This window comes from Streptomyces boninensis (assembly GCF_048572725.1).
In the GTDB taxonomy this organism is placed as follows: domain Bacteria; phylum Actinomycetota; class Actinomycetes; order Streptomycetales; family Streptomycetaceae; genus Streptomyces; species Streptomyces boninensis.
Genome location: NZ_CP183837.1, coordinates 4,327,885 through 4,354,711, shown reverse-complemented (window position 1 = coordinate 4,354,711; position 26,827 = coordinate 4,327,885). Strand labels below are relative to the sequence as shown.

Below are 26,827 nucleotides of genomic sequence, written 5' to 3'. Positions count from 1 at the left end.
TTTCCGAGGGGACGGGGAATTACTGGGCGTGCCAGGGGCGGCCGGGGACGACCAGCGGGCCGCCGGTGACGGGGTCGTCCACGATGACGGCGTCGAGGCCGAAGACCTCGCGCATCAGGTCGGGCGTGACGACCTTGCTGGGCGGGCCCTCGGCGACGATCCGGCCGGACTTCATCGCAACAAGGTGATCGGCATAGCGGGCGGCCTGGTTGAGGTCGTGGAGGACGGCGACGACCGTACGGCCGTGCGGGCGGCGCTCGCCGGGGACGGCGAGCTGCCGGACCAGGTCGAGGACCTCGACCTGGTGGGAGATGTCGAGATAGGTCGTCGGCTCGTCGAGCAGGAGCAGGTCGGTGTCCTGGGCGAGGGCCATGGCGATCCAGACGCGCTGGCGCTGGCCGCCGGAGAGCTCGTCCACGGGGCGCTCGGCGAGGTCGGTGATGTCCGTATGCGCCATGGCCTCCCCGACCGCGCGCTCGTCCGCCTCCGACCACTGCTGCCACCAGCTCTGGTGCGGCTGGCGGCCGCGGGCCACCAGGTCGGCGACGGTGATGGCCTCGGGGGCGGTCGGGGACTGCGGGAGGAGGCCGACGGTGCGGGCGATCTGCTTGGTGGGGAGGGCGGCAAGCTCGCGGCCGTCGAGGAGCACGGAGCCGCCGCGCGGCTTCAGGAGGCGACCGAGGGCGCGCAGCAGGGTGGACTTGCCGCAGCCGTTCGGGCCGACGACCACGGTGACCCTGCCGTCCGGGATGTCGAGGTCCAGGTCCTCGACCACGACCCGTTCGTCGTACGCGAGGGTGAGGCCGCGGGCGGCCAGGCGGGTGTCGGTCGCAGAAGAGGGCGTCATGCCTTGCCTCCGGTACGGCTCCTGACGATGAGCCACATCAGGTACGGCGCCCCGATCGCCGCCGTCAGCACGCCGACGGGCAGTTCTGTGGGGGCGAAGAGCTTGCGCGCGAGGATGTCGGCCGGCGTGACGATCAGCGCCCCCATCAGCGCCGATGACAGCAGCGGGATCTGCGCGGTGCGGGTGAGGCGGCGGGCGATCTGGGGTGCTAGGAGCGCGACGAAGTCCACCGGGCCGGCGGCGCCGGTGGCGACCGAAGCGAGCACGACGCCGAGCAGGATGAGGCCGAGGCGGGTGCGGTTCAGGCGGACGCCGAGGGCGGTCGCGGTGTCGTCGTCGAGCGTGACCGTGCGCTGTGCGCGGGCCGCCCAGAGGAGGAAGGGGAGCGCGATCAGCAGCGTCCAGAGGAGCGGGCGGGAGGCGTCCCAGCCGCGGCCGTTGAGCGAGCCGGTCAGCCACACCTTGGCCTGCTGGGCCATCAGTGCGTCGCCCTTGGTGAGGAAGAGCTGGGTGACGGACTTCAGCGCGACGGCGAAGCCGATGCCGATGAGCACGAAGCGGGCGGCGTGCAGGCCGCCGCGCCAGGCGAAGACGTACACGAGCGCGGCGGCGACCAGGCCGCCGGTGACGGAGAGCCAGGGGAGGACGGCGTACGAGCCGATGCCGTACGTCATCGCGCCCACGGTGAGGGCGCTCGCGCCCTGGGAGACGCCGATGATGTCCGGGCTGGCGAGGGGGTTGCGGGCGACGGTCTGGATGAGCGCGCCGGCGAGGCCGAAGGCCAGGCCGACGAGGAGGCCGGTGACCAGGCGGGGGAGGCGGAGGGTGCCGACGACGAGTTCGTTGGGGTTGTCCTGGCCGAGGACGACCTGGAGGACGTCGCCCGGGGCGACCCAGGTCTCGCCGACGGAGAGGGAGATGACGGCGGCGGTGGCGGTGAGGAGGGCGAGGGCGAGCGCGACTGCCGTGGCGCGGCGGTGGATGAGGAACGAGGCGCGGTTGCGGCGGAGCAGGCCGTAGCCGGCGGGGCGGGTGGCCGGCCGCGCGGCGGCGGCGACGGGGGCACCGGTCACGACGACGACCCCCTCACCTGTGCGCGAAGACAGCAACGGGCGGGCGGGTGGGAAGAGCTGCCGGTCATGCGGCCACCGCCTTCCGCCGTACCAGGGCCACCAGGAACGGGACGCCGATCAGGGCCGTCATGACGCCGGCCGGGACCTCCGAGGGCGGGAAGAGGATGCGGCCGATGACGTCGGAGATCAGGAGGACCACGGGGCCGAGGAGCGCGGCCATGGGCAGCAGCCAGCGGTGGGCCGTGCCCACCATCGCGCGGGCGAGGTGCGGCACCGCCAAGCCCACGAAGGCGATCGGCCCAGCGGCAGCGACCCCCGCGCCCACCAGCACCGTCGCGCCCAGGCCGCCGATGATCCGGATCGCGGGCACGTTCTGGCCGAGGCCCGTCGCCACGTCGTCGCCCAGGGCCAGCGCGTCCAGGCCGCGGGCCACCGCCAGCACCATCACGAGGCCGACGACCAGGAACGGCCAGACCTGCCCGGCGATCTCCGCATCCCGGCCCTGCAGCGAGCCGACCTGCCAGAAGCGGAACTCGTCCAGCGCCGCCGACTTCGTCGTCAGCACGGCCGCGACCACCGCCGTCAGCAGCGCGTTGATCGCCGCACCGCCCAGTGCGAGCTTCACCGGCGACGCCCCGTCGCGCCCGCTCGCCGCGATCGCGTACGCCGCCACCGACGCCGCCGCGGCGCCCACGAAGGCGAACCACACGTACCCGGAGAGGGAGTGCACATCGGCGTACGCGATCGCCATCACCACGCCCACGGACGCGCCCTGGCTGACGCCGAGGATGCCCGGCTCGGCGATCGGGTTACGGGTGAGGCCCTGCAGCACGCAGCCGGCCAGGCCGAGCGCCGCGCCGACCATGATCCCGACCAGCGTCCGCGGCAGCCGCATCGTCCGTACGATCTGCGCCGCCTCACTCCCGCCCCCGTGCAGCAGCGCGTCCCACACCGCGCTCGGCGCGATCGCCCGGCTGCCCACCGCGAGGCTCAGCAGCGCCGCGAAGACGACGGCCGCGGTGCCGGCGAGGAGCCAGCCGATGCGGCGGGCGCGCAGGGTGCGCATTCCGTACGTCCTTCACGAACTGGGCTGATGAGGCGGGTGGGCGGGCTAGGTAAGGCTTGGCTAAGCAGTCTAAGCGCTCTTGGTTGGCACAATGGCCGGGTGGCGATACACCCCCTGACGGTCGGCTTCGACCTCGACATGACCCTGATCGACTCCCGGCCCGGCATCAAAGCCGCCTACGAGGCGCTGTCCGCGGCGACCGGCACGTACATCGACGCGGACCTGGCGATCACCCGCCTCGGGCCGCCGCTCGACGAGGAGCTCGCGCACTGGTTCCCGCAGGAGCTGATCCCGGAGATGGGAGAGCGCTACCGGGAGATCTATCCCACGTACGCCATCGAGCCGACGCTCGCCATGCCGGGCGCCCCCGAGGCGATCACCGCCGTGCAGCAAGCGGGCGGCCGGGCCATCGTCGTCACGGCGAAGCACCAGCCGAACGCGAAGCTGCACCTGAGCCACCTCGGCATCGCCCCCGACGCCGTCATCGGCTGGCTGTGGGCCGAGGCGAAGGGGGAGGCGCTGCGTGAGCACGGGGCCTCCGTCTACGTCGGCGACCACCTGGGCGACGTCCGCGGGGCCCGTACGGCCGGCGCGCTGTCCGTCGCCGTGCCGACCGGGCCGTGTTCGGCGGTGGAGCTGGCGGCCGAGGGCGCGGACGTCGTGCTCGACGACCTGACCGCGTTCCCGGGGTGGCTGGACGGCTACCTGGCCGAGCGCGCCTGACGCCGTCCCGCCGCGGCCTGCCGGAGCAGCCCGGCGAGGGCGAGCGCAAAGCCGACGCCCATGAGCATCGATACCAGGTAAGCCGCGGTGGGCAGCGGCTTCTCGTCGAGGAAGAAGGGCACGAAAGTGCCCACCGTGGCCAGCGCGCCGATCAGGAAGACGATCGCGCCCGCGCGCACCAGTCCGTCGCCGGCCCGGGAAATCTCATTGCTCACGCCACCAGGGTAGAGGCAGGGTGTGGCGGGGATAGGAGCAGTGTGACGGAGACCGTATCGGAGACGGTCAGGAAGCGCCCGGCGACATCTTGTCACCGGCCAACAGGCCGTTAGCCTTGAGGTGGCGGGTCCAGCGGCCCGCCGTACTGCTCTTCACGCACCCCCGTACGAGGACGAGGAAGGCGACACGTGCCCACCGGCAAGGTCAAGTGGTTCAACAGCGAGAAGGGCTTCGGCTTCCTCTCCCGCGACGATGGCGGTGACGTCTTCGTGCACTCGTCCGTTCTGCCTGCCGGAGTGGAGACGCTCAAGCCCGGCCAGCGCGTGGAGTTCGGCGTCGTCGCCGGTCAGCGCGGTGACCAGGCGCTTTCCGTCACCGTCCTCGACCCCGCCCCCTCGGTCGCGGCCGCGCAGCGGCGCAAGCCGGACGAGCTGGCGTCGATCGTGCAGGATCTGACGACGCTGCTGGACGGCGTCTCGCAGCAGCTGGAGCGCGGGCGGTATCCGGACAAGGCGAATGGGCGGAAGATCGCCGGGATGCTGCGGGCGGTGGCCGATCAGCTGGACGTCTAGCGGACGGCCGGCGGACGTCTGCCTCTACGCCGGGTCGAGGGCGTGCGGGCCGATGGGCGGCACCAGACCCTCGGCCGCGGCGCGGGTGAGCAGGCCGCGGATGGCGGCATAGCCGTCTTCGCCCAGGTCAGCGGTGAACTCATTCACGTAAAGCCCGATGTGCTGGTCGGCCACGGCCGGGTCCATCTCCTGCGCGTGCTCCATCACGTACGCGCGCGAGGCCTCCGGGTCGTCCCACGCCATGCGCACGGACGCGCGCGCGGCCTCGGCCAGCTGCCGCAGCCGCTCCGCGCCGAGCGAGCGCTTCGCGATGATCGCGCCGAGCGGGATGGGGAGGCCGGTGGTGGCCTCCCAGTGCTCACCCATATCAGCGAGGCAGTGCAGCCCGTAATCCTGATAGGTGAAGCGCGCTTCGTGGATGACGAGCCCCGCGTCGACCTTGCCGTCGCGGACGGCGGGCATGATCTCGTGGAAGGGCAGGACCTTGACCTCGCCGATGCCGCCGGGCACCTCGGCGGCTGCCCAGAGGCGGAAGAGCAGGTAGGCGGTCGAGCGCTCGCTGGGCACGGCGATCACCTTGCCGGTGAGGTCCTTCGGCTGCTGCTCGGTCTGCGTCAGTACGAGCGGGCCGCAGCCGCGGCCGAGGGCGCCGCCGGCGGGGAGCAGGGCGTAGTCGTCGAGGACCCAGGGGAGGACCGCGTACGACACCTTCATGATGTCGAGGTCTTCGGTGCGCTGCTCCGCGAGGCCGTTGGTGACGTCGATGTCCGCGAAGGTGACGTCGAGGGGCGGGGCGTCGGGGACGCGGCCGTGGGCCCAGGCGTGGAAGACGAAGGTGTCGTTGGGGCAGGGGGAGTACGCAATCCGCATACTGCGAGGTTACGTCGGTGGGGGTCGGCCGTTCCGCGGTGGGTCGCGGGTTTGAATGTGGTGCCGCTAGGCGCGGAGAGCCGCCGGCAGCGCTTCGAAGGCGCTCGTCAGTGCTGTCAGCGCGTCCTTGATGCGCCACGCCTCGCGGTCTCTCGGGCCGACCGGGTTCGAGATCGCGCGGAGTTCCAGGACCGGGACGCCTGCGCGGGCCGCGGCCTCTGCCACGCCGAAACCCTCCATCGCCTCCGCGGCGGCCCGCGGATGGGCCTCCCGCAGCGCCTCCGCCCGGGCCGCGGTGCCCGTGACCGTCGAGACGGTCAGGATCGTGCCGAGGGTGCCGTCCGTCGCCCGCGCCACCCCGGCCGCCAGCTGACGCGGCGGCTCATGGCGTACGGTCCCGAAGCCCAGCTCGGTCACCGGGACGAAGCCGTCCGGGGTTTCCGCGCCGAGGTCGGCGGCCACGATCTCGTCGGCCACGACGAGCGAGCCGACCGGCGCGATCCCGGCGAAGCCGCCGCCGATGCCGGCGGAGATGATCAGGTCGTACGGGCCGGAGGCGAGGGCAGCCGCCGTGGCCGCGGCAGCAGCCGCCGGGCCGACGCCGCCGGCGAGCACGTGCAATGCACCGTCGCCGGCCCCGAGGCGTACCGCCTCAGCCTCCGCCTCAACGGCCGTGACGACCAGCGTGCGCGGCAGCGCGACCGCCTCCGCCACCGCTGCTACTTCTTCTTCAGATCGAAGCTCCACACGCCCTTGGAGCTGCCCTCGTCGACCTCGACGATGGCGACCTTGGCCTGCTTCACCTGCTGGGGCTGGCCGTTGGCGCCCTGGGCGCCCTGGAAGAAGGCGTCGCCCTGGAAGGAGATGTACGTGCGGTCGCTGGGCTCGGTGATGGCGGGCTGGCCGTTGACGAACATGACCCAGCCGGTCTCGGCGATCTTCGGGTCGACGCCGATGCGCAGCTTGTCGCCGGCGCCGAGTGAGACCGACTTGCCGCCGCTCTTCTCCAGGCACTTGGCCAGCTCGTTCTGGGGGATGACCTCGCCCTTCTTGTAGCACTCCGCCTCGGTGGTCACCGTGTCGGAGCCGACCGTGAGGGTGGCCAGAGGCGTCGGCTTCTCGCAGGCGGCGAGGGCGGCGATGGAGACGGCGGCGGCACCGATTGCGGCGGCGGCGCGCCGGCGCCGGCCCGGAGAGAACGCGATGGTCATGCGTCGCAGGCTACCTGTCGGCCGAAGTCAGGCCACGCGCGGGTGCGGCGTGCCGCGCCGGGCCGCGCCGAGCAGCCCCCGGACAGCGGTCAGCGCGCCGATCAGCACCAGCGCGGCGGCGGTCGCCATGCCGAGGACGGGGTTGAGCGGGAGCAGGATGCCGATGGCGCCGCCGAGCACCCACGACATCTGCATGGCCGTCTCGGAGCGGGCGAAGGCGGAGGTGCGTACCTCCTCGGGCACGTCCCGCTGGATCAGCGCGTCCAGCGACAGCTTGGCGAGAGAGAGGGAGATGCCGGCCGTCGCGGCGACCGCGGCCGCGAGCGGGAAGACGTAGAAGACGGCCGCCACCACGTCCACGGCCAGCGCGATGGCCAGCACCACGACGATGATCCGCTCCGGGCCGCGGGTGCGCAGCCAGGAGCCGATGATCGAGCCGCAGGCGTTGCCGACGCCTGCCGCCACCGCCACGATGCCGAGGGCCAGCTCGGGGCGGATGCCGGCGGGCGCGTGATCGCGGAGCAGGAAGGCGAGGAAGAAGGTGAGGAAGCCGGAGACGGCGCGGAGTGCGGCGTTCGCCTGCAGCGCGTGCAGTACGGAGGGGCCGACGCTGCGCAGGCCCTGGCGGCGGCGTGGGCGCAGCAGCGCGGCCTTGTCCTCGCTCCGGTCGGAGTCGACGGCGGGCGGCAGCGAGAAGCTGAGGAACAGGCCGGCGATGAAGATGACGAAGGCGCCGTAGAGCGGCCAGGCCGGGCCGATCAGGTGCAGCGCGCCGCCGATGGGCGCGGCGAGACCGGTGGCCAGGAGGCCGGCGAGGGTGACGCGCGAGTTGGCCTTGACCAGCGAGATCCGTCTGGGCAGCAGCCGCGGCACGACCGCCGAGCGCACCACCCCGTACGCCTTCGACGCCACCAGCACACCGAGCGCCGCCGGATAGAGCTCCAGATCCCCGCTGGCGACCGCCCCCGCGATGATCAGCGCCAGCAGCGCCCGCGCCAGCATCGTGGCCGCCATCGCCGCCCGGCGGCCATGCGGTATCCGGTCGAGGAGCGGGCCGATCACCGGCGCGAGCAGCGCGAAGGGCGCCATGGTGATGAGCAGATAGAGCGCGACCCGCCCGCGGGCCTGGTCGGTCGGCACGGAAAAGAACACGGTGGAGGCGAGCGCGATAGTGACCATCATGTCGCCCGCGCCGTTCACCGCATGCAGCTCGATCAGCCTGCCGAGCCCCGTCTCACCCGCACCTTCCGCATGCGTGGCCTTACGGATCCGGCGCGCGGTGCCGAAGATCGGCCGCCCTGCGGCGTGCCCGATGGAGCGGCCCACCTGGCGCAGGGGGCCGACATCCGCAGACTTATCGGCTACCACCCCGCCATAGTGCCGCACCTCCGGGGGCCCGCGGAGCGCCCGCGACGTCAGGAACGGGGCGCGGGGCTGCCACGAGCGCGCCGGTCGCCCGGTAGGGTGAAAGATGCGCCCCGGCTTCCGGCGGCGCGGCGACGTCGACGCGGTCCCTGGCTTCCGCTCCGTTGCTGCGTCATCGGGAGCCTGGCCCCTCCCGTACGAGAGAATCGATTCTTGTGAGTGCTGCGATGCGAAGCCGTACCCCTGACCGCCAGTGCGCCGACGCGCTGGAGCTGGCGCGGGCCGCGGCCGAGGAGACCGCGGGTGCCGACCTGGTCGGCGACCACCTCGGAGTGGTGGCCGACGGCGACCGGGTCGTGACCCACCTCTTCGACTGCAAGCTGGCCGGCTATCGCGGCTGGCGCTGGGCGGTGACCGTCGCCCGCGCCTCCCGCGCCCGCACGGTCACCCTCGACGAGACCGTCCTCCTCCCCGGCCCCGACGCGGTGCTCCCCCCGGAGTGGGTGCCGTGGAGCGAGCGGCTGCGCCCCGGCGACCTCGGCCCCGGCGACCTGCTGCCCACGGAGGCCGAGGACCTGCGCCTGGAGCAGGGCTACGAGCCCGAGCCCGACGAGGCCGAAGAGCTCACCCAGCCCGACGAGCCGCGCCCCGCGGAGATCGGCGCGGTAGCCGACGAGATCGGCATGCGCCGCGCCCGGGTGCTGTCGCGCTACGGCCTGCACAGCGCGGCGGACCGCTGGGAAGAGCACTACGGCGCCAAGGCCCCCATGGCCCAGTCCGCCCCAGCGTCCTGCATGAGCTGCGGCTTCCTGGTGCCGATCGCGGGCTCGCTGCGGCAGGCCTTCGGGGTGTGCGCGAACGAGTTCTCCCCGGCGGACGGTCGCATGGTCTCGCTCTCGTACGGCTGCGGCGGCCACTCGGAGGCGGCCGTCATGCCCAAGCCGGCCCGCCCGGCCCCACCGGTGCTCGACGAGATGGGCGCGGATTCGGTCGAGGTAGAGCCGGAGGGCTCTGCCAACTAGCTGTACCGACCACATTTCGAGACGGCCTTGCAAGAGGCCATCCACAGAGCGTTGCATCGCCCGGTGCAGACCGAACAGACGCTCGTACCTGAGCCCGCCCAGAGCCGCGCCGCCAAGCGCGCGGTGACGGTCTTCCCGATCCTCGTGCTCGCCGCCGGCGCCCTGGGCCTGGCCACCCCGTCCACGTTCTCCGGCTGGTCGGAGAGCGTGCCGTACCTCCTCGGCGTGGTCATGTTCTGCATGGGCCTGACCATGACCCCGCTCGACTTCAAGGGCGTCGCACAACGCCCCTGGGCAGTGGCCCTAGGCCTGGTGGCGCACTACGTGATCATGCCGGGCCTCGGCTGGCTCATCGCCCACGCCCTCGACCTCCCCCCACAGCTCGCGGCCGGCGTCATCCTGGTCGGCTGCGCCCCGAGCGGCACGGCGTCGAACGTCGTGACCTACCTGGCCCGCGGCGACGTAGCCCTCTCCGTCTCGGTGGCGACGGTATCCACGGTCCTGGCCCCCCTGATCACGCCACCCCTGACCCTCCTCCTGGCGGGCGAGTACCTGCCGGTGGAGGCCGGCTCCATGGTCTGGGACATCGTGAAGACGGTCCTCCTCCCGGTGGCCGCAGGCCTGGCCGTACGCCTGGCCTTCGGCCGCTGGGTGGACCGCGCCCAACCCGCGCTGCCCTGGCTGTCGGCGGCGACAATCGCGGTGATCGTGGCTGTGGTGGTCGCGGCGAGCGCAGACGCGATCAAGTCAGCAGCTGCGCTGGTCTTCCTGGCGGTCGTGCTGCACAACGGCCTGGGCCTGGCCCTCGGCTACGGCGCCGGCCGCCTGGCCCGCCTGGGCCAACCCGGCTCACGAGCAATGGCCTTCGAGGTCGGCATGCAGAACTCAGGCCTGGCAGCCTCCCTGGCCTCCGCCCACTTCAGCCCGCTGGCCGCCCTACCGGCGGCGGTCTTCTCGGTCTGGCACAACGTGTCGGGCGCGCTCGTGGCGGCGTGGATGGCCCGGGGCAACGAGCGACAGGCGGCGCTCAAGTCGACCTAACCCCTCCGGGAGGAGGGCCGAGTGGAGCGACGCTGCCGAAGAAAACCCCGGAACGTACCCAGGCCGACCACAGAGGTTTTCTTCGGTAGTGTCGCGGAACTCGGCCCGGCCCACCCACTATCAGCCCGTCCGGCGCTTGAGGACTCCGTGGCGAAGCCACAGGATGCCCGCGGCCGCAGGCCGCGACGCACCAGCGAGGTACCGTAGCGGGCCGCCAGCAACCGAAGGAGCCCCGGTGGACGACCTCCGCACGGAGTCATTGCGTCGCACCACCCTCACCGCCTGGGCAGCAGCCCCAGCGCGATTCCGGGAAGACGCCAACGCCGAGGAGGACCTCGCCCTCGGGGGCTACCGCGACCGCCTGGTCGTCGAACTCGCACAGAACGCCGCGGACGCCGCCGCCCGCGCCGGCGCCCCAGGGCGCATCCTCTTCCGCCTGAGCGACGAGGACGACGACGGCGGCGAAGGCACCCTCACCGCCGCCAACACCGGCACCCCCCTCGACAACGCCGGCGTCGAGTCCCTCTCCACCCTCCGCGCCTCCGCTAAGCGCGACGAGGCCGACCAGTCCGCCGTAGGCCGCTTCGGCGTCGGCTTCTCGGCGGTACGGGCCGTCAGCGACGCGCCCGCCGTCATCCGCGCCGACGGCACGGGCGTGCGCTGGTCCCTGATGGAGACCCGCCGCCTCACCGAAGAGGCCGCGGCCCAGAGCCCGGGCCTCGCCGACGAAATGGCCCGCCGCGACGGCCACCTCCCGGTGCTGCGACTCCCGCTGCCCGCACAGGGCGCCGTCCCGGAGGGCTACGACACCGCGGTAGTCCTGCCGTTCCGCGACACCACCGCCCGCGACCTCGCGGTCCGTCTGCTGGACGGCATCGACGACGCACTGCTACTCGCGCTCCCCGGCGTATCCGAGGTCGTCGTCGAGTCACCACGCGGCCGCAGGGTCCTGACCAGGACAGAGGACAGGGTGGGCCTCGAAGGCGCGGAGGGCACCGAGGCCGCCCCGTACATCGTGATCCACGACACCACCGCCCCCACCCCCACCCGCTGGCGCACCGCCACCGCCTCCGGCCACCTCGCCCCCGCGCTGCTCGCCGACCGCCCGATAGAGGAACGCCTCCGCCCCACCTGGTCCGTGACCTGGGCCGTCCCCGTAGACGACCACGGCGCCCCCGCGGCGCCCCGCACAGCCCCGGTCGTGCACGCCCCCACCCCCACCGACGAACCGCTCGGCCTGCCCGCCCTGCTCATCGCCTCATTCCCGCTGGAACCCACCCGGCGGCACGCGGCGCCGGGCCCGCTCGCGGACTTCGTCGTACGGCAGGCCGCGGAGGCGTACGCCCGGCTGCTCCGCGACTGGCGCCCGCTGGACCCCGCCGTCCTCGACCTCGTCCCCGGCCCGCTGGGCCAGAGCGAACTGGACGCCGCGCTCCGCACCCAGATCCTGGACCTCCTCCCGGAGACCCCGTTCCTGCCGCCCGCCGCGCCCGGCCCCACCGCGCCGGACCTCGCCGCGCCCGGCCCCGCCCCGTCCGAGCAGGCCGCGCCCGCCCCCGCGGCGCCGCAGGCGCTACGCCCCCGCGACGCGATCCTCCTCGAAGGCGCCTCCGCAGCCACCGTCGCCGCCCTGGCCGACGTCTACCCGAACCTCCTCCCCGCCGGCCAGGAGCGCCGCCAGGCGCTGCGCACGCTTGCCGTCCAGCGCCTCCCGCTCGCCGAGGCGATCGAGTCGCTGGCCGGCACCGAGCGGCCACCTGCGTGGTGGCACCGGCTCTACGACTCGCTCGCGGGCACCGACCCCGAGGCCCTCGGCGGCCTCCCCGTGCCGCTCGCGGACGGCCGTACGGTCACGGGCCCCCGCCAAGTCCTGCTCCCCCTCCCGGACTCCGACTCCGCCCGCATCGCCCGCCTAGGGCTCCGCGTCGCGCACCCGGAAGCCGCCCACCCGCTGCTGGAAAAGCTCGGCGCCACCCCCGCGACCCCGCGCGCTGTCCTCACCACGCCACAGGTGCGCGCCGCCGTCGCCGCCTCCCTCGACGAGGACGAGGCCTGGCACGAGGACGAGGACCAGCAGACGCTCACCCCGGACGAGCTCGCCGACACCGTCCTGGCCCTGGCCCGCGACGCCCACCTCGCCCCCGGCGACGAGCCCTGGCTCGCCGCCCTCGCCCTCCCCGACGAGGACGGCGAACTCGCCCCCGCAGGCGAACTCGTCTACCCCGGCAGCCCCTTCGAGCAGGTCATCCGCGAGGGCGAACTGGCCGCCTGCGACGCGGAGCTCGCAAACCGCTGGGGCGAGCAGCCGCTCACCGCCGTCGGCGTGCAGGCGACCTTCGCGCTGGTACGCGCGGCCGACGTGGTCCTCGACCCCGACGAGCTGGAGCCGCGCGACAGCGACTACCCCGAGCCCGACGACCCCGGCCTCCTCGACGCCGTCGACGTCTGGTGCGAGGACGTCCTCGACCGCCTCGACGAGGAGCCCCCCGTCCCGCCGGTGATCACCGAGCTGATCGGCGTACGGGACCTCGACCTGGTCGCGGACGACGCCTGGCCGCAGGCCCTCGCCATGCTCGCCCAGCCCCCGCTGCGCGACGCGCTGACCCAGCCCGCCCGGATCCTGCTGCCCGACGGCGGCACCCAGCAGGTCCGTCCGTACACGGCCTGGTGGCTGCGCGGCAATCCCGTCCTCGACGGCCGCCGCCCGGCAGGGCTGCGCGCGGCCGGCGGCGACCCGCTGCTGGCCGGGCTCTACGAGCCCGCCGACACTGCGACCGTCCAGGACGACCAGGTGCTGCGAGCGCTGGGCGTACGCACCTCGGCCGCCGCACTTCTCGACGAGCCGGGCGGCGCCGCGGAGCTGCTGAGCCGCCTCGCCGACCCGGACCTCCCGGTCACCGCACCCCAACTCCACGCCCTCTACGGCCTGCTGGCCGCCCTCGACCCGGAACAGGTCACCCTCCCCGACGACCTCCGCGCGGTCGTGGACGGCGACGTACGCGTGGTGGACGCCGGCGAGGCGCTCGTCGCCGACGCCCCCGACCTCGTCCCGTTGGCCGCCGGCCGCCCCCTGCTGCCCGTACGCCCGGCCGCCGCCGCGGACCTCGCGGAGCTGCTGCAGGTGTCGCGGCTCAGCGAGGCGTACGAGGCACCGGTCAGCGGCCCGTCCGGTGAGCGTCGCGACGTCCCGGAGCCCGTCCGTACCCTCCTCGGCCCGGCAACCCCGGTGTCGTACGAGGAACACGACGAGCTGATCGTGAACGGCGTCGAACTCGACTGGCGCCGCACCCCCGACGGCACCCTGCACGCCGCCACCCTTGAAGGCGTCGCCGCAGGTCTCGCCTGGGCGGCGGGCCAGTGGCCCCGCCGCTTCGAGGCCGCGGCGCTGCTGGAGGATCTTTCCCGGGCGGAGGAGCTGGCGCAGGACCGCTGGTTCGACTGACGGGCGGCTCGGCTCGGCTCGGCCGACGGGATTCGCCATCTCTTTGCCATCGGCCGTACAACCTTTTCGCGTTGTGTCGAACATCACTGGACGTCTCGGGTTTCTGGGCCAAGTGTCCGGATTTTTCCGATGTGAATTCACGGTAGGGACGCTTAATATCCCCTCACCATTCACACCCTGCCGGGGGGGACGTTCGGCAGGTTTCCATTCAGTGGGGACTTCATGCGTAAATTCGCTATTGGTGCCGGTATGGCCGCAGTCCTGGCCGCGGGCGCCCTTGCGCTCCCGGCGGCGCAGGCCGAGCCGGACGACAGCCTGCAGCACAAGCAGAACAGCGCCGGCTTCCACCCCGGCAAGGCGGGTGCCAAGACGCTCGCCGCGGAGGACAGCGACACCCAGATCACCGATGTTTCCGTCAACGGCGGCAAGTACATCCCGGTCGGCACCACCAAGACCGTCACCGTGACGGCCAGCGTCACGGCCACGAACCCGAACGGCATCGCCGACGGCATCGTCTACCTCTGGCACGGCTCGGACTTCGACAACGACCTGGATCAGTCGTTCGGCCCGACCACGGAGCACGGCACCTGCACCGCGGTGAACGCGACCACCTCGACCTGCAAGGTCTCGATCAAGATCACGCCGCACGACGACACGTACGCGTACCTGTGGAACGAGCTCGCGGGCACCTGGCACGTGGGGGCCGTCGCGGTGGGCAACGGCGAAGAGGGCGGTGTGTACGACGACTTCCTCGGCACCACCCGCGTCCAGCGCTACTCGAAGATGACGGTCAACGCCGCCCCCGAGCCGGTCAAGAAGGGCAAGACCGTCACCATCACGGGCAAGCTGACCCGGGCCAACTGGGACTACTTCGACTACCGCGGCTACACGAAGCAGCCGGTGGCGCTCCAGTTCAAGCCGAAGACCAGCAGCAGCTACAGCACGCTCAAGACCCCCAGCACCAGCTCCACCGGGTCGCTGAAGACCACCTCCACCGCCAAGGTGGACGGCTACTGGCGCTGGAACTTCACCCCGAAGGCGACGACCACCCCCGCGGTGAAGACGTACGGCGACTTCGTCGACGTCAAGTAGCACCCGCTCCACGGCACAGCGCTCCACGGCACAGCAGTGAGCAGTACGGGCCGCCGGTCACCGCGACCGGCGGCCCGTACGACTGAGACGCGGCTATTCGGCGGGCGAAAAGCCGGCCGTGTCCAGGTCGCAGTCGAAGGGCGCCGGCACCCGCAGCTTCTCGCCGAACGGCACCGTCAGCCGGGCGGCATACCCCTCGTCCGTCGGCTGCCAGAAAAGTGTGGTCGCCGACTCCTGCATGTCGAGCAGCAGATACACCGGGACACCGGCCCGCCCGTACGCGGGCACCTTGTCGCCCCAGTCCGCGTCTCGCGTGGACGAGGAGGTCAGCTCGGCGACCAGGGAGAGTGCCTCGCCGTCGAGATGCCGCCGCTCGGTCCGGAACGCCGCCGCGTCGGCGACCCACACGTCCGGGCCGTATGCGCGCTCGACGCCCGGGAATGTGAAGAGAAACGGCGAGGAGTCGACGATCTGTCCCTCGGGCAGGTGTGGCTCGAGCTGGTTGCGCAGGGAGTGCATAGCGAGCCCGTAATAGCCCTTTGACCATGGCGACATGACGACGTTCCCCCCGATGATCTCCGTCCGATAGCCATCGGGCACGTGCTCATCCAGCTCCAGGAGCGCGCTCAGCAGCGCCCGGAACCGCGGCGTGCCCTCGGGGGCCTCTATCGTCATCGGATGCTCAACCATCACTGCCATCATGCGCCTCCCCGGGCCGGGTGAACCAGCCAACACACACAGCGTAACCGGGGTCACTGACAGTCGTCAGGCGCGCGGATCAGTCCGGGAAGCGGCGGCCCACCACGCGCCACACCCACTCCAGCACCGCCGCCGATGCCGCGGCGATCGCCACCGCCGTCCACGGCATCGTGGCGCCCACCAGCTTCAGGGCGAAGAAGTCCTGCAGCCACGGGGTGACCATGACGATCACGAAGCCGAGCGCCATCGCCGCCACCAGCCCGATCCGCCACCACGAGTACGGCCGGGCGATGATCGCCAGCACCCACATCGCGATCAGGAAGAGGCACAGCGTCGCCGAGGACGTCTCCGCGGCCAGTGCGCCAGGCCCGCTGTAGTAGCTGCGGGCGATCATGTACGTCACGAAGGTGGCGGCCCCGGCGATGACGCCCGCCGGGATCGAGTACTTCATCACCCGGTGCACGAAGTGCGGCTTCGCCCGCTCCTTGTTGGGCGCGAGGGCGAGGAAGAAGGCCGGGACGCCGATCGTCAGGGTCGACAGCAGGGTCAGGTGCCGGGGGAGGAAGGGGTACGGGACCTGGCTGATGACCACCAGCAGGGCCAGCAGCACCGAGTAGACCGTCTTCGTAAGGAAGAGGGTCGCCACCCGCTCGATGTTGCCGATGACCCGGCGGCCCTCCGCGACCACCGAAGGCAGCGTCGCGAAGCTGTTGTTGAGCAGGACGATCTGGGCAACCGCCTTTGTCGCCTCCGAGCCAGAGCCCATCGAGACGCCGATGTCCGCGTCCTTGAGGGCGAGGACGTCGTTCACGCCGTCGCCCGTCATCGCCACGTCGTGGCCGTGCGACTGCAGGGCCGCCACCATGTCGCGCTTCTGCTGCGGGGAGACCCGGCCGAAGACGGTGTTCTCGTCGAGGACCTTCGCCATCGCCTCTTTGTCGGTGGGGAGCTCGCGGGCGTCGATGGTGCGGTCCGCGCCCTGCAGGCCGAGCTTGGCGGCTACGGCGCCCACCGAGACGGCGTTGTCGCCGGAGATGATCTTTGTCTGGACGTTCTCGCGGGCGAAGTACTTGAGGGTCTCGGCGGCATCCGGGCGCAGCCGCTGCTCGATCGAGACGAGGGCGACCGCGGTGACGTTCTGGGTGACCTCGGGGTCGTCCAGTTCGACGGCCGCCTTGGCCAGGAGCAGCACCCGCAGGCCCTGCGCGTTGAGCTCGTCGACCTCGCCGAGCACCGGATGGCCGGCCGGCAGCAGCACGTCGGGGGCGCCCAGCAGCCAGGTGGAGGACTCGCCGTCGGCGTCGTTGAAGGAGGCACCGCTGTATTTACGGGCCGAGGAGAAGGGCAGCGACTCGGTGCAGCGCAGCTCCTCCGTGTCGGGGTAGGCCTCGATGATCGCCTTGAGGCTGGCGTTGGGGCGCGGATCGGACTCGCCCAGCGCGCCGAGGACCTTCTTCACCTCGGCCTCGTCGCAGTCCGTATCGGCGAGGGTCTTGAGCCCGGTGACGTCCATGCCGCCCTCGGTGAGGGTGCCGGTCTTGTCGAGGCAGACGACGTCGACGCGGGCCAGGCCCTCGATGGCGGGCAGTTCCTGGACGAGGCACTGCTTGCGGCCGAGGCGGATGACGCCGATCGCGAAGGCGACGGAGGTGAGGAGGACGAGGCCCTCGGGGACCATCGGGACGATGCCGGCGACGGTGCGGCGGATCGCCTCGGAGGAGTCGCGCTCCTCGCGGAGGAGGGAGGAGAGGATCAGGCCGATCGCGGCCGGGACCATCATCCATGTGACGTACTTGAGGATCGTGCTGATGCCGCTGCGCAGCTCCGAGTGGACGAGCGTGAAGCGCGAGGCCTCCTCGGCGAGCTGGGCGGCGTAGGCCTCGCGGCCGACCTTGGTGGCGGTGAAGGCGCCGCCGCCGGCGACGACGAAGGAGCCGGAGAGAATGCGGTCGCCCGGGTGCTTCAGCACCGGGTCGGCCTCGCCGGTGAGGAGCGACTCGTCGACCTCCAGGTTGTCGGCCTCGACCACCTCGCCGTCGACGACGGCCTTGTCGCCGGAGCCGAGCTCCACGAGGTCGCCGAGGACGATTTCGGAGGTCGGGATCTCGGCGGACTCGCCATTGCGGCGCACCTTGGGCTTCGCCTCGCCGACCACGGCCAGGCTGTCCAGGGTCTTCTTCGCGCGCAGCTCCTGGATGATGCCGATCGCCGTGTTGGCCAGGATGACGAAGCCGAAGAGGCCGTCCTGGATCGGGCCGACGACGAGGATGACCAGGAAGAGGACGCCGATGATGGCGTTGAAGCGGGTGAAGACGTTGGCGCGGACGATGTCGGAGGTGGAGCGGCTGCTGCGTACGGGGACGTCGTTGATCTCGCCGCGGGCGATCCGCTCCGCCACCTCGGCCGAGGTCAGGCCGTCATGGCGGGTGTCTCTTGGGCGTGTGCCGCCCCCCGCTTCGCCGATCGCCGCCGCCCCGTCGTCGGTGTCCACCCGCTGCTCCGCCATGGCATTGAGGTTATGCGGTCGGGTTCGCGTTTGCGCGCGCGGCATCCTGCTGGGCGTGGGGCGGAAAAACCTCGCAGGTAAGGTGGGCCGCATGCAGAAGTGGACGCCCCGGCACGAGGCCCCCGAGCCGCTCGAGGGGAATGTCGTCGCCGTCACGGTCGGCGGGACGATCATCTGGGCCGTTCTCTTCCTCGTCCAGCTGCCGTTCTACGGCTGGTTCGACGACCACGGGCACACCTGGTGGGTGTGGACCTGCCTCGCCGGGGCCGGGCTCGGGCTGTTCGGGATCTGGTTCGTACGGCGGCGCGAGGCCGCCATCGCGCGGGACCGGGCGGCGAAGGCCGCGGCGCACGACGGCGACGCCTGAGGCCGGGGTCGTCTCAGCCGGGGTCGCGCGCGCCGTCCTGCTACCGGGCGGTTAACCTGACGGGGCCCTCCCATTGCTCCCGTAAGGCCCCGTATGTCTGCCCCTGTCGATGTGAAGCCGCCGCGCACCGCGCTTGACCGCCATTTCAAGATCTCCGAGCGGGGATCCTCCGTCGTCCAGGAGGTGCGGGGCGGGCTGGCGACCTTCTTCGCCATGGCGTACATCCTGGTGCTCAACCCGATCATTCTCGGGTCCGGCACCGACAAGTTCGGGCATCAGCTGGACGGCGGGCAGCTCGTCACCGCCACCGCGCTGGTCGCCGGGCTGACCACGCTGCTGATGGGCGTCATCGGCAATGTGCCCATCGCCATGGCCGCGGGCCTCGGCATCAACGCCGTCGTATCGCTGCAGCTCGCGCCCAAGATGAGCTGGGCCGACGCCATGGGCATGGTGGTGCTGGCCGGCATCATCATCATGATCCTGGTGGCGACCGGGCTGCGGGAGCGGGTCATGAACGCCATCCCGGGCGGGCTGCGCAAGGCCATCGCGATCGGCATCGGCCTGTTCATCGCGCTCATCGGGCTCGTCGACTCGGGCTTCATCACCCGTAATCCCGACGCCGCGCACACCACCGTGCCGCTCGGGCTCGGGACCGGGGGGCACCTCGCGGGCTGGCCGGTGCTGATCTTCGTGGTGGGTCTGGCGCTGACCTTTGCCCTGGTCGTACGGCGCACGCCCGGGGCGATCCTGATCAGCATCGTCGTGATGACGCTGGTGGCGATCCTCATCAACACGCTGGCCGACATCCCGGACGCCAAGTGGGGTCTGACGGTGCCGGAGTTCCCGGGCTCGTTCGTGTCCACGCCGGACTTCGGGCTCGTCGGGCACTTCTCTCTCTTCGGCGGCTTCCGGGAGGCGGGGCTGCTGACCGGGTGTCTGTTCGTCTTCACCGTGCTGCTGTCGGGCTTCTTCGACGCGATGGGCACGATCATGGGCGTCAGCGAGGAGGCCGGGCTCACCGACGAGAACGGCAAGCTGCCGAACATGGGCCAGGTGCTGATGGTGGACGGCTTCTCGGTCGCCGCGGGCGGCGCCGGGTCGGCGTCTGCGTCGACCGCCTTCGTGGAGTCCACGGCGGGCGTCGGCGAGGGGGCCCGTACCGGATTCGCCAACCTGGTCACCGGCGGGCTCTTCCTGCTCGCGCTCTTCCTCACACCGCTGGCCACGATCGTGCCGTCGCAGGCGGCGACGCCGGCGCTGATCGTCGTGGGCTTCCTGATCATGGCCTCGAACATCACGGACATCGACTGGAAGGACCTGACGATCGCGGTCCCGGCCTTCCTGACGATGGTGATGATGCCGTTCACCTACAGCATCACGAACGGGATCGGGTTCGGTGTGCTCGCGTACATGCTGCTGAAGGCGGTCACGGGACGCTTCCGGGAGGTCCCGTGGCCGCTCGCGATCGTCGGTGCGTTCTTCCTGGTGTACTTCCTGCTGGACCCGATCGAGCAGCTCACTGGGACCAAGTAGCACTCAGTCGTTCGGTCTCGTCGATCGACACCTTGAAGCGCTCGTCGAAGTCCTCCCGTATGAGCGTCTGCACGATGTAGTCCTGCACGTTCATGCCGCGTCGGTCCGCATGCCTGCGCAGGCTCTCGTACAGCTCCGTGTCTATGCGCAGGCTCAGCACGTGTGTCCCCATGTCCGCCAGGCTGGCCGGTGGGCCGCGGGGTGTGCGTCAGTTTCCCGGACAGGCTCACCCGTTCGGGTGGAATCCGGCGGCTGCCCGTTGCCTCGCCGGCAGGGCGTTCATTTCAAGTTTACTTAGCTTGGGTAATGAGCTACCCTAATTAAATGCCCGATCTGACCTCAGGCGCCGCTGAGTCCTCGAACGATGCCGCCGCCGTGAACGCGCTGCGCTCCGCCATCATGCGGCTCTCCCGCAGGATGCGGCACCAGCGAGCTCCCTCGGTGAGCGGCGAGTCGCTCAGCCCGACCGAGATGTCGGTGCTCGGCACCCTGGCCCGCTGCGGCGCGGCCACGCCCAGCGAGCTCGCCCGCAAGGAGCATGTGCAGCCGCCGTCGATGACCCGCATCGTCGCGATGCTGCAGGACAAGGGGCTCGTACGGCTGCAGCCGCACCCGGACGACCGGCGCCAGAAGGTCGTCGAGCAGACCGAGCAGGCAGTGGCGATGCTGGAAGACGCGCGCCGCAAGCGCAACGCGTATCTCGCGGAGCTCACCGGCCAGCTCACCGACGAGGAGTGGGCCACGCTGCGCGCTGCCGCGCCGGTGCTGGAGAAGCTCGCGCATTTGTAAGCCACAGGAGAAGGAGGGGGACACCCTTTGAGTACGGGACACGGAGCAGACTCCGCACCCGCACCGACCGCCACTACTACATCCACCAAGAAAGCGGGCACCTTCAGCTCGCTGAAGATCCGTAACTACCGCCTCTTCGCCACCGGCCAGATGGTGTCGAACACCGGCACCTGGATGCAGCGCATCGCCCAGGACTGGCTGGTGCTGAGCCTGACCGGCTCGTCCACGGCGGTGGGCATCACGACCGCGCTGCAGTTCCTGCCGATGCTGCTCTTCGGTCTCTACGGCGGCGTCATCGCCGACCGCTACAACAAGCGCAAGCTGCTGCTGATCACCCAGTCCGGCATGGGCCTGACCGGCCTCGCGCTGGCCGCGCTGACGCTGGGCGGGGTCGTCCAGGTCTGGCACGTATATCTGATGGCCTTCCTGCTCGGCATGGTGACGGTGGTGGACAACCCCACCCGCCAGGTCTTCGTCTCGGAGATGGTCGGCAAGGACCAGATGCGCAATGCGGTGTCCCTGAACGCCGCCAACTTCCAGTCCGCCCGGCTGATCGGCCCCGCGGTGGCGGGCGTGCTGATCACTGCCGTGGGCAGCGGCTGGGCGTTCCTGCTGAACGGGCTGTCCTTTGTCGCCCCGCTGGCGGGGCTGCTGATGATGCGCACGTCCGAGCTGCACCCGGTGGAGCGGGCGCCGCGCGGTAAGGGCCAGCTGCGGGAGGGGCTGCGGTACGTGGCCGGCCGCCCGGATCTGATCTGGCCGATCGTGCTGGTGGGCTTCATCGGTACGTTCGGCTTCAACTTCCCGATCTGGCTGACGGCCTTCGTCGACGACGTCTTCGAGGGCGGCGCCGGTACGTACGGCATGCTCAACACGCTCATGGCGGTCGGTTCGCTGATCGGCGCGCTGCTGGCGGCGCGGCGCGGGGCCAGCCGGATGCGGCTGACGGTCTTCGCGGCGCTGGCCTTCGGGCTGCTGGAGATCACGGCTGCGCTGTCGCCGTCGCTGTGGGTCTTCGCGGCGCTGATGGTGCCGCTGGGGATCTTCGGGCTGAGCTTCAACGTGACCGCGAATGCCAATGTGCAGACGGCGGTGGACGAGACGATGCGCGGGCGGGTGATGAGCCTCTTCGTGATGGTCTTCGTCGGCGGCACGCCGATCGGCGGCCCGCTGGTCGGCTGGGTCACGGACACCTTCGGTGCGCGGATCGGCTTCCTGAGCTGCGGTGTGATCTCGGCGGCGGCTGCGATTGCGGTGGGCCTGATCTTGGCGCGGGTGGGGAATCTGCGCCTGCGGGTCGACTTGCGTCGCGGCCACCAGCACGTGGTCTTCGTCCCGCGCGAACGCCTGGCCACCGCCGCATAGCGGGCCCACCCGCTGCTGTGTGCGGCAGAGGGCTGGGGTCCAGCGGCGTGGGAAGCTCGGGGGGTGAGGCTCTTTGCTGCGGTTGTGCCGCCCGGTGGGGTGGTGGGGGAGATTCGCGACACCGTCGCTGAGTTGCGTGCGTTGCCCGGGGCCGGGGAGCTGCGGTGGGCGGAGGCTGCGTCTTGGCACTTCACCGTGGCTTTTTACGGGGAGGTTGATGAGCAGCGCGTCGCCGGGCTGCGGGAGCGGCTTGAGCGGGCTGCTGGGCGGCGGGACGCCTTTGCGTTGTGCGTCCACGGTGGTGGGCGGTTCGGGGATCGTGTGCTCTGGGCCGGGGTCGACGGCGGTGACGGGCGCGCAGCGCTGGTGCGGCTTGCTGCTGGGGCCAGTGCTGCTGGCCGACGGGTGGGGATTCGTATGGAGGAGCGGGCTTACAAGCCGCATCTCACTCTCGCCCGGCAAGGGCGCGACGGGCGGGTTTCGCTGCGGCCGTACGCCGACCTGCTGGGCGGCTTTCGCGGCACGCCCTGGGAGGTCGGCGAGCTTCGCCTCGTGCGCAGCCACCTGCCGCGCGCAGCGCACGAGCAGCCTCGTTACGAGACGGTCGGCGCCTGGCCGCTCAGGCCGCCGCGTTAGGCTCGGGGGCGTGAACGCCAAGACTCGCATGCGCGTCGTGAGCGCTGCTCTCGTGCTGATCTTCGTCATCGTGGCCGTGGCAGCCGCGCTGGGGGCCTGAACCCCAGCTCGGCCGCCACGGCCCGCGAATCCCTGGTCGCAGGGCTACCAGGCAAACGCCTCCGGCGAAGCCCCCGGCCCCGGGAAGATCTCCTCCAGCGACGCCAGCAGCTCCTCCGACAGCTCCACGTCCACCGCCCGCAGCGCGGAGTCGAGCTGTTCCTGCGTGCGCGGGCCCACGATCGGGCCGGTCACGCCGGGGCGCGTGAGCAGCCACGCCAGACCCGCGTCGCCCGGGGCGACCCCGTGCTTCTCCAGCAGGTCCTCGTACGCCTGCACCTTCTCCCGCATCGCGGAGTTCTTCAGCGCATCCGCCGTACGACCGGACGCCGAGCGCGCGCCGCCGCCCTCGCGCTCCTTGCGGATCGCGCCGCCGAGGAGGCCGCCGTGGAGCGGTGACCAGGGGATCACGCCGAGGCCGTACGCCTCCGCCGCCGGGATCACCTCCATCTCCGCGCGCCGCTCGGCGAGGTTGTACAGGCACTGCTCGCTGACCAGGCCGAGCGAGCCGCGGCGCGCGGCCGCCTCGTTCGCCTGGGCGATGTGCCAGCCGGCGTGGTTCGACGAACCCGCGTACAGGATCTTGCCCTGCTGGACGAGGACGTCGATCGCCTGCCAGATCTCGTCCCACGGGGTGCGGCGGTCCACGTGGTGGAACTGGTACAGGTCGATGTAGTCCGTCTGCAGGCGCTTGAGCGACGCCTCGACCGCGCGGCGGATGTTCAGCGCCGACAGGCGGTCCGTGTTCGGCCACGGGGTCGCGCCGTCCGGGGACATGTTCCCGTAGACCTTCGTGGCCAGCACCGTCTTCTCGCGGCGGTCACCGCCCTTCGCGAACCAGGTGCCGAGGATCCGCTCCGTGTTGCCCTTGTTCTCGCCCCAGCCGTAGACATTGGCCGTGTCGAAGAAGTTGACGCCGGCGTCGAGCGCCGAGTCCATGATCGAGTGGCTGGTGGCCTCATCCGTCTGCGGGCCGAAGTTCATCGTGCCGAGGACCAGGCGGCTGACTTTGAGTCCGGTGCGTCCGAGCTGCGTGTACTTCATGACTGCCAGCCAAGTCCTTCGAGCGCGCTCTAGGCAAGAGCGCCAGGGCATGACATGAAAGGCTGGGCCGCATGCGCCTGCTGGTCACCGTCCTCGCCGCCTGCCTCGCCGCCGTGCTGTTCCCGGCCCCGGGGGCGTACGCCGACCCAGGTGGCTCCTTCACCTTCCAGGACAGCCGCATCTCCGAGTCCAGCGGGCTCGCCGCCAGCAGGCAGCACGAGGGCGTTTACTGGACGGTCAATGACAGCGGGGACGGGCCGTATGTCTATGCCGTGGACGGTGCGAGCGGGAAGACCGTCGCCCGGATCGCGATGCGCGGGGTGGGGCAGCCGCGGGACGTCGAGGCGATCTCGATCGGGCCCGGGAATCAGATCTACGTCGGCGACATCGGGGACAACCAGGGTGGTACATGGGACCACGTCTGGATCTATCGCTTCCCCGAGCCCAAGCAGCTGCGCGACGCGACCGTCAATGCCACCCAGTTCGACGTCGTCTACGACGGCGGGGCGCGGGACGCCGAGGCGCTGATGATCCATCCGAAGACCGGGCGCGCCTACATCGCCTCCAAGAAGAAGGACGGCGGCGCCGCCATGTACGAGGGCCCGGCGAAGCTGACCGCCGGGGTCCGTAACACCTTCCGCCGCATCGCCCCCATCAATCTGTGGGTGACCGACGGCGCCTTCTCCCCCGACGGCAAGCACCTCGTGCTGCGCAGCTATTTCGGCGGCCGGATGTACGACTGGACCGACGGCCGGCCGAAGGAGGCGGAGAGCGTCAGCCCGCCGCTGCAGCGGCAGGGCGAGGCGGTCACCTTCACCGCGGACGGCGGCGCCCTGATGTACGGCACGGAGGGCGCCCGCACCGAGGTCACCCGGGCGGACCTGCCGGAGAGCGCGCGGCCGAGCGGGTCGGCCGATGACGGGGGCGGGGGCGCGGGGTCGGAGAGTGAGGACGGGAAGAACCGTAATCTCGCCGTCGGGGTGCTCACCTTCGCCGCGGCGATGGCGCTGGTGCTAGGGCTGAAGCGGATGTTCCGGCGGCGGTAGCCGAGCGGGCTGCGGTTGCGAGCCCAATTGGTGCAAGATTCACTTTTCGGGATGGATGACGCACCCCGCCCCGCCTGGGCTCGCAAGGCCGAGCGCATCAACCTCGTCGTGCTCGCGGCCGCCGCCGTCGCCTTCGCCGTCTGCCTCGTCTTATATCTGCGGGACACCTCCCAGCCGCTCAGGGGCTGGCCGCCGCTCGCCGTGTCCATCGCGGTGCTGCTGACCTGCGCCGTCTTCGCGCTGGTACGGCCCTTCCTGCTCACTGCTCGCCGCACCGTCGCCGCTTCCGCGCTGGTCAGTCTGGTGCTGGCGGGCGGCATCGTGACGACGTGGCTGCAGGTCAGCGGAGACGAGTCGGAGAAGCTGTCCCAGGGGCGAGTGGTCCGTACGACTGCCGAGGCCGACGCCTTGCTGGACAAGGAGCTGGGTGCCGGACAGACCCGGGTGCCGACCGGGATGCTGCTGCAGCAGGTGGACTTCGACGGCCCGTCGCTGGTGAAGGCCAATGGTTACGTGTGGCAACGGCTGCCCAAGGACGTGCCGGAGAAGTCGGAGGGCGTCGTCTTCCCCAACGCGGAGGACTCGCACTCGAGCACCGAGGTCTTCCGCAAACAGCACGCGGACGGCACGCGCACGGTCGGCTGGTACTTCCAGGTCACCCTGCACCAGAAGCCCGACTACCGGCGCTATCCCCTGGACCGGCAGAACGTCGATCTGGAAATGTGGTCGAACCGGTTCACCGAGGACAGCCTGGTGCTGGTCCCGGACTTCTCCTCGTACCCGCCGTGGGCCAATGACGCGATGCTCGGGGTGGACCCCGATCTCGACATCCCGGGCTGGAACCCCACGTTCACCACGTGGAGCTACCTGGACCTCGACTACCGGACCAGCATGGGCGCCTCCACCGGCGACTACCGGGCGTCAGAAGGCCGGCCGAACCTCTACTTCAACGTCGGCATGGCCCGGAAGTGGCACAACCCGCTCCTCGACAGCCTCATCCGGTCCGCGATCGTATCGCTGATGATCTTTCTGTCGCTGTTCATCTATACCCGGGTGGACGACGACCGGCGCTCGCATTTCGGGTTCTCCACCTGGGGCGCCGTGACCTTCGGGGTCTCGATGCTGCTGGTGATCGTGGTGGATCAATCGTCGGTGCGGGAGGTGACCGGCAGCAGGGGGATGGCCTATCTGGAGTACTTCGCCTTCGCGCAGTACGTGGTGATCCTCTGGGTTGCCATCGACGCCGTACTGCTGGGGCGCCGAAGAAGCGCCGGCCTGGAGTGGGGCGACAACCGGCTGGCCAAGCTGCTCTACTGGCCGCTGCTGCTCACGCTGATCTTCGCCGCGACGCTGTGGGTGTTCAGGCCTCGCTGGTAGTGGTGGCGCCGCCCTCCATCAGCGGCGCGAGCCCGTCCAGCAGCACCCGCAGCGCGAACTCCAGCTGCTCCGTCCCCTTGGCGGAGAACGAGTCCGCGTCCAGCGCGAAGACCTCCGGATAGCAGCCGCTGGCCATCGCCGCGTCCAGCGCCGGGGTCTGCGCCTCCCAGAACTCCTCGTCGCTGACGCCCGTACGCGCCTCGGCCTGCGTGGAATTCACGTGCGTACGGACGATGCCGCTGACCACGGCGTCCACCGCGGTGATCGCCAGGACCTTCTGCTTGCCGGACAGCGGGGTGTCCTTCAGGCCGGAGAGCGCGAGTTCGAAACTGGTCATGGAGTTGGGGCCGAGGATCGGGCGGGCCTGGTCGACCTGGAGCAGCCAGGGGTGCGCCAGATAGTGCTCCCAGGTGCCGCGTGCCATGCCCTCGATGACCTCCCGCCACCCGTGCTTCCCGGCCCAGGCCGCCGCCCGCTTCTCCGGGTCGATCTCGCTGACCCGGTCGAGCATCAGGTCGAGCAGCTCGCCCTTGCCGGGGACGTGCCGGTACAGCGACATGGTGCTGACGCCGAGCTCGGTCGCGACCCGGCGCATGGACACCGCCTCGAGTCCTTCCGCGTCCGCGACCTCGATGGCGGTGGCGACGATGCGGGCGAGCGTCAGCCCCGGCTTGGGGCCGCGGGTGCCGCGGTCCTGTACGTCCCAGAGCAGCGCCATCGACTTGTTCAGGTCGCCGCTTCCGCTGTGTTCAGTGGTCATCGCACCGCCCATCCTAGCGCTCCAGGAATAATCTGTGTACACCGTAAGCTTCTTGTGTACGCTGTA

General features: G+C 71.2%; 26 protein-coding genes. 13 read left to right on the top strand and 13 right to left on the bottom strand.

Translation table 11 applies throughout. The annotated features are described in order from the left end of the window. Positions 1-19: 19 nt before the first annotated feature. The 3 genes from ACNNMR_RS19700 to ACNNMR_RS19690 all read right to left on the bottom strand — a co-directional run bounded on the left by ACNNMR_RS19700 (position 20) and on the right by ACNNMR_RS19690 (position 2,986). Entirely contained in the window at positions 20-847 is an 828-nt protein-coding gene (locus tag ACNNMR_RS19700; protein WP_419995955.1) for an ABC transporter ATP-binding protein, read from the bottom strand. Next, complete coding sequence (locus ACNNMR_RS19695) at positions 844-1,920, bottom strand: FecCD family ABC transporter permease (protein WP_419995954.1); 1,077 nt, start codon at positions 1,918-1,920, stop codon at positions 844-846. The genes ACNNMR_RS19700 and ACNNMR_RS19695 overlap by 4 nt, the downstream gene beginning before the upstream one ends. A gap of 64 nt (positions 1,921-1,984) precedes the next feature. Further along, entirely contained in the window at positions 1,985-2,986 is a 1,002-nt protein-coding gene (locus ACNNMR_RS19690; protein ID WP_419995953.1) for a FecCD family ABC transporter permease, read from the bottom strand. Between the two features lie 99 nt (positions 2,987-3,085). On the opposite strand from ACNNMR_RS19690, the gene ACNNMR_RS19685 reads away from it, so the two are divergent. Then, positions 3,086-3,709 carry an HAD family hydrolase gene (locus ACNNMR_RS19685; RefSeq protein ID WP_419995952.1) on the top strand — a complete coding sequence of 208 codons (624 nt, stop codon included), beginning with the start codon at positions 3,086-3,088 and terminating at the stop codon, positions 3,707-3,709. Here the strand turns inward: ACNNMR_RS19685 and ACNNMR_RS19680 are convergent. Then, entirely contained in the window at positions 3,688-3,924 is a 237-nt protein-coding gene (locus ACNNMR_RS19680; protein ID WP_419995951.1) for a hypothetical protein, read from the bottom strand. The two genes, ACNNMR_RS19685 and ACNNMR_RS19680, sit on opposite strands and share 22 nt — an antisense overlap. Positions 3,925-4,113: 189 nt before the next feature. Here ACNNMR_RS19680 and ACNNMR_RS19675 point away from each other — a divergent pair, with 189 nt between their 5' ends. Next, the gene (locus ACNNMR_RS19675) at positions 4,114-4,497 is read left to right on the top strand and encodes a cold-shock protein (RefSeq protein ID WP_419995950.1); all 384 of its coding nucleotides are present in this window, start codon (positions 4,114-4,116) and stop codon (positions 4,495-4,497) included. Between the two features lie 24 nt (positions 4,498-4,521). Here ACNNMR_RS19675 and ACNNMR_RS19670 read toward each other — a convergent pair whose 3' ends face one another. The 4 genes from ACNNMR_RS19670 to ACNNMR_RS19655 all read right to left on the bottom strand — a co-directional run bounded on the left by ACNNMR_RS19670 (position 4,522) and on the right by ACNNMR_RS19655 (position 7,946). Continuing rightward, positions 4,522-5,367 (bottom strand): 1,4-dihydroxy-6-naphthoate synthase, encoded by an 846-nt coding sequence (locus tag ACNNMR_RS19670; protein ID WP_419995949.1) that lies wholly within the window; start codon positions 5,365-5,367, stop codon positions 4,522-4,524. A gap of 66 nt (positions 5,368-5,433) precedes the next feature. Continuing rightward, entirely contained in the window at positions 5,434-6,081 is a 648-nt protein-coding gene (locus ACNNMR_RS19665) for a futalosine hydrolase (RefSeq protein ID WP_419995948.1), read from the bottom strand. A 5-nt stretch (positions 6,082-6,086) separates the two neighbouring features. Beyond that, positions 6,087-6,578: a DUF2771 domain-containing protein gene (locus ACNNMR_RS19660; RefSeq protein ID WP_419995947.1), complete on the bottom strand. Its 492-nt coding sequence runs from the start codon at positions 6,576-6,578 to the stop codon at positions 6,087-6,089. Positions 6,579-6,605: 27 nt separating this feature from the next. After that, a complete protein-coding gene (locus ACNNMR_RS19655) occupies positions 6,606-7,946 on the bottom strand; it encodes an MFS transporter (protein WP_419995946.1) in 1,341 nt (446 codons plus the stop codon). A gap of 224 nt (positions 7,947-8,170) precedes the next feature. Between ACNNMR_RS19655 and ACNNMR_RS19650 the strand changes: the two genes are divergently transcribed. The 4 genes from ACNNMR_RS19650 (at position 8,171) to ACNNMR_RS19635 (ending at position 14,540) form a co-directional block, all read left to right on the top strand. Beyond that, complete coding sequence (locus ACNNMR_RS19650) at positions 8,171-8,965, top strand: DUF3027 domain-containing protein (RefSeq protein ID WP_419995945.1); 795 nt, start codon at positions 8,171-8,173, stop codon at positions 8,963-8,965. Positions 8,966-9,028: 63 nt separating this feature from the next. Then, complete coding sequence (locus tag ACNNMR_RS19645; RefSeq protein WP_419995944.1) at positions 9,029-10,006, top strand: bile acid:sodium symporter family protein; 978 nt, start codon at positions 9,029-9,031, stop codon at positions 10,004-10,006. 163 nt (positions 10,007-10,169) lie between these two features. Then, a complete protein-coding gene (locus tag ACNNMR_RS19640) occupies positions 10,170-13,448 on the top strand; it encodes a sacsin N-terminal ATP-binding-like domain-containing protein (RefSeq protein WP_419995943.1) in 3,279 nt (1,092 codons plus the stop codon). A gap of 249 nt (positions 13,449-13,697) precedes the next feature. Further along, positions 13,698-14,540 (top strand): calcium-binding protein, encoded by an 843-nt coding sequence (locus ACNNMR_RS19635; RefSeq protein WP_419995942.1) that lies wholly within the window; start codon positions 13,698-13,700, stop codon positions 14,538-14,540. Positions 14,541-14,633: 93 nt separating this feature from the next. Here ACNNMR_RS19635 and ACNNMR_RS19630 read toward each other — a convergent pair whose 3' ends face one another. Further along, complete coding sequence (locus ACNNMR_RS19630; protein ID WP_419995941.1) at positions 14,634-15,230, bottom strand: Uma2 family endonuclease; 597 nt, start codon at positions 15,228-15,230, stop codon at positions 14,634-14,636. An 88-nt stretch (positions 15,231-15,318) separates the two neighbouring features. After that, complete coding sequence (locus ACNNMR_RS19625) at positions 15,319-17,745, bottom strand: HAD-IC family P-type ATPase (protein ID WP_419995940.1); 2,427 nt, start codon at positions 17,743-17,745, stop codon at positions 15,319-15,321. Positions 17,746-17,836: 91 nt separating this feature from the next. Here ACNNMR_RS19625 and ACNNMR_RS19620 point away from each other — a divergent pair, with 91 nt between their 5' ends. Continuing rightward, entirely contained in the window at positions 17,837-18,112 is a 276-nt protein-coding gene (locus tag ACNNMR_RS19620) for a DUF2530 domain-containing protein (RefSeq protein ID WP_419995939.1), read from the top strand. Positions 18,113-18,205: 93 nt separating this feature from the next. Beyond that, entirely contained in the window at positions 18,206-19,645 is a 1,440-nt protein-coding gene (locus tag ACNNMR_RS19615; RefSeq protein WP_419995938.1) for an NCS2 family permease, read from the top strand. Here ACNNMR_RS19615 and ACNNMR_RS19610 read toward each other — a convergent pair. Next, positions 19,629-19,817: a ribbon-helix-helix protein, CopG family gene (locus tag ACNNMR_RS19610; protein ID WP_419995937.1), complete on the bottom strand. Its 189-nt coding sequence runs from the start codon at positions 19,815-19,817 to the stop codon at positions 19,629-19,631. The two genes, ACNNMR_RS19615 and ACNNMR_RS19610, sit on opposite strands and share 17 nt — an antisense overlap. A gap of 152 nt (positions 19,818-19,969) precedes the next feature. Here ACNNMR_RS19610 and ACNNMR_RS19605 point away from each other — a divergent pair, with 152 nt between their 5' ends. The 3 genes from ACNNMR_RS19605 (at position 19,970) to thpR (ending at position 22,435) form a co-directional block, all read left to right on the top strand. Beyond that, positions 19,970-20,434, top strand: coding sequence for a MarR family winged helix-turn-helix transcriptional regulator (locus ACNNMR_RS19605; RefSeq protein WP_419995936.1), 465 nt, complete (start codon positions 19,970-19,972; stop codon positions 20,432-20,434). A gap of 27 nt (positions 20,435-20,461) precedes the next feature. Then, positions 20,462-21,799, top strand: coding sequence for an MFS transporter (locus tag ACNNMR_RS19600; protein ID WP_419995935.1), 1,338 nt, complete (start codon positions 20,462-20,464; stop codon positions 21,797-21,799). 63 nt (positions 21,800-21,862) lie between these two features. Then, on the top strand, positions 21,863-22,435 hold the full coding sequence (gene thpR / locus ACNNMR_RS19595; RefSeq protein WP_419995934.1) for an RNA 2',3'-cyclic phosphodiesterase: 573 nt from the start codon (positions 21,863-21,865) through the stop codon (positions 22,433-22,435). 144 nt (positions 22,436-22,579) lie between these two features. Here the strand turns inward: thpR and ACNNMR_RS19590 are convergent, their stop codons facing one another. Further along, on the bottom strand, positions 22,580-23,578 hold the full coding sequence (locus ACNNMR_RS19590) for an aldo/keto reductase (RefSeq protein WP_419995933.1): 999 nt from the start codon (positions 23,576-23,578) through the stop codon (positions 22,580-22,582). Between the two features lie 71 nt (positions 23,579-23,649). Here ACNNMR_RS19590 and ACNNMR_RS19585 point away from each other — a divergent pair, with 71 nt between their 5' ends. Together ACNNMR_RS19585 and ACNNMR_RS19580 are read left to right on the top strand one after the other, a co-directional pair. Further along, on the top strand, positions 23,650-24,624 hold the full coding sequence (locus tag ACNNMR_RS19585) for a hypothetical protein (RefSeq protein WP_419995932.1): 975 nt from the start codon (positions 23,650-23,652) through the stop codon (positions 24,622-24,624). Positions 24,625-24,675: 51 nt separating this feature from the next. Continuing rightward, entirely contained in the window at positions 24,676-26,001 is a 1,326-nt protein-coding gene (locus tag ACNNMR_RS19580) for a hypothetical protein (protein ID WP_419995931.1), read from the top strand. Here ACNNMR_RS19580 and ACNNMR_RS19575 read toward each other — a convergent pair. Then, positions 25,985-26,761, bottom strand: coding sequence for a TetR/AcrR family transcriptional regulator (locus ACNNMR_RS19575; RefSeq protein ID WP_419995930.1), 777 nt, complete (start codon positions 26,759-26,761; stop codon positions 25,985-25,987). The genes ACNNMR_RS19580 and ACNNMR_RS19575 overlap by 17 nt on opposite strands. Positions 26,762-26,827: the final 66 nt, after the last annotated feature.

What these genes read in the sequence shown, in the direction of transcription:
- ACNNMR_RS19700 (WP_419995955.1), bottom strand. Translation starts at nt 847, where the DNA reads ATGACGCCCTCTTCTGCGACCGACACCCGCCTGGCCGCCCGCGGCCTC.
- ACNNMR_RS19690 (WP_419995953.1), bottom strand. Translation starts at nt 2,986, where the DNA reads ATGCGCACCCTGCGCGCCCGCCGCATCGGCTGGCTCCTCGCCGGCACC.
- ACNNMR_RS19670 (WP_419995949.1), bottom strand. Translation starts at nt 5,367, where the DNA reads ATGCGGATTGCGTACTCCCCCTGCCCCAACGACACCTTCGTCTTCCAC.
- ACNNMR_RS19660 (WP_419995947.1), bottom strand. Translation starts at nt 6,578, where the DNA reads ATGACCATCGCGTTCTCTCCGGGCCGGCGCCGGCGCGCCGCCGCCGCA.
- ACNNMR_RS19650 (WP_419995945.1), top strand. Translation starts at nt 8,171, where the DNA reads ATGCGAAGCCGTACCCCTGACCGCCAGTGCGCCGACGCGCTGGAGCTG.
- ACNNMR_RS19640 (WP_419995943.1), top strand. Translation starts at nt 10,170, where the DNA reads ATGCCCGCGGCCGCAGGCCGCGACGCACCAGCGAGGTACCGTAGCGGG.
- ACNNMR_RS19635 (WP_419995942.1), top strand. Translation starts at nt 13,698, where the DNA reads ATGGCCGCAGTCCTGGCCGCGGGCGCCCTTGCGCTCCCGGCGGCGCAG.
- ACNNMR_RS19630 (WP_419995941.1), bottom strand. Translation starts at nt 15,230, where the DNA reads ATGGTTGAGCATCCGATGACGATAGAGGCCCCCGAGGGCACGCCGCGG.
- ACNNMR_RS19625 (WP_419995940.1), bottom strand. Translation starts at nt 17,745, where the DNA reads ATGGCGGAGCAGCGGGTGGACACCGACGACGGGGCGGCGGCGATCGGC.
- ACNNMR_RS19620 (WP_419995939.1), top strand. Translation starts at nt 17,837, where the DNA reads ATGCAGAAGTGGACGCCCCGGCACGAGGCCCCCGAGCCGCTCGAGGGG.
- ACNNMR_RS19615 (WP_419995938.1), top strand. Translation starts at nt 18,206, where the DNA reads ATGTCTGCCCCTGTCGATGTGAAGCCGCCGCGCACCGCGCTTGACCGC.
- ACNNMR_RS19610 (WP_419995937.1), bottom strand. Translation starts at nt 19,817, where the DNA reads ATGGGGACACACGTGCTGAGCCTGCGCATAGACACGGAGCTGTACGAG.
- ACNNMR_RS19605 (WP_419995936.1), top strand. Translation starts at nt 19,970, where the DNA reads ATGCCCGATCTGACCTCAGGCGCCGCTGAGTCCTCGAACGATGCCGCC.
- ACNNMR_RS19590 (WP_419995933.1), bottom strand. Translation starts at nt 23,578, where the DNA reads ATGAAGTACACGCAGCTCGGACGCACCGGACTCAAAGTCAGCCGCCTG.
- ACNNMR_RS19585 (WP_419995932.1), top strand. Translation starts at nt 23,650, where the DNA reads ATGCGCCTGCTGGTCACCGTCCTCGCCGCCTGCCTCGCCGCCGTGCTG.
- ACNNMR_RS19580 (WP_419995931.1), top strand. Translation starts at nt 24,676, where the DNA reads ATGGATGACGCACCCCGCCCCGCCTGGGCTCGCAAGGCCGAGCGCATC.
- ACNNMR_RS19575 (WP_419995930.1), bottom strand. Translation starts at nt 26,761, where the DNA reads ATGACCACTGAACACAGCGGAAGCGGCGACCTGAACAAGTCGATGGCG.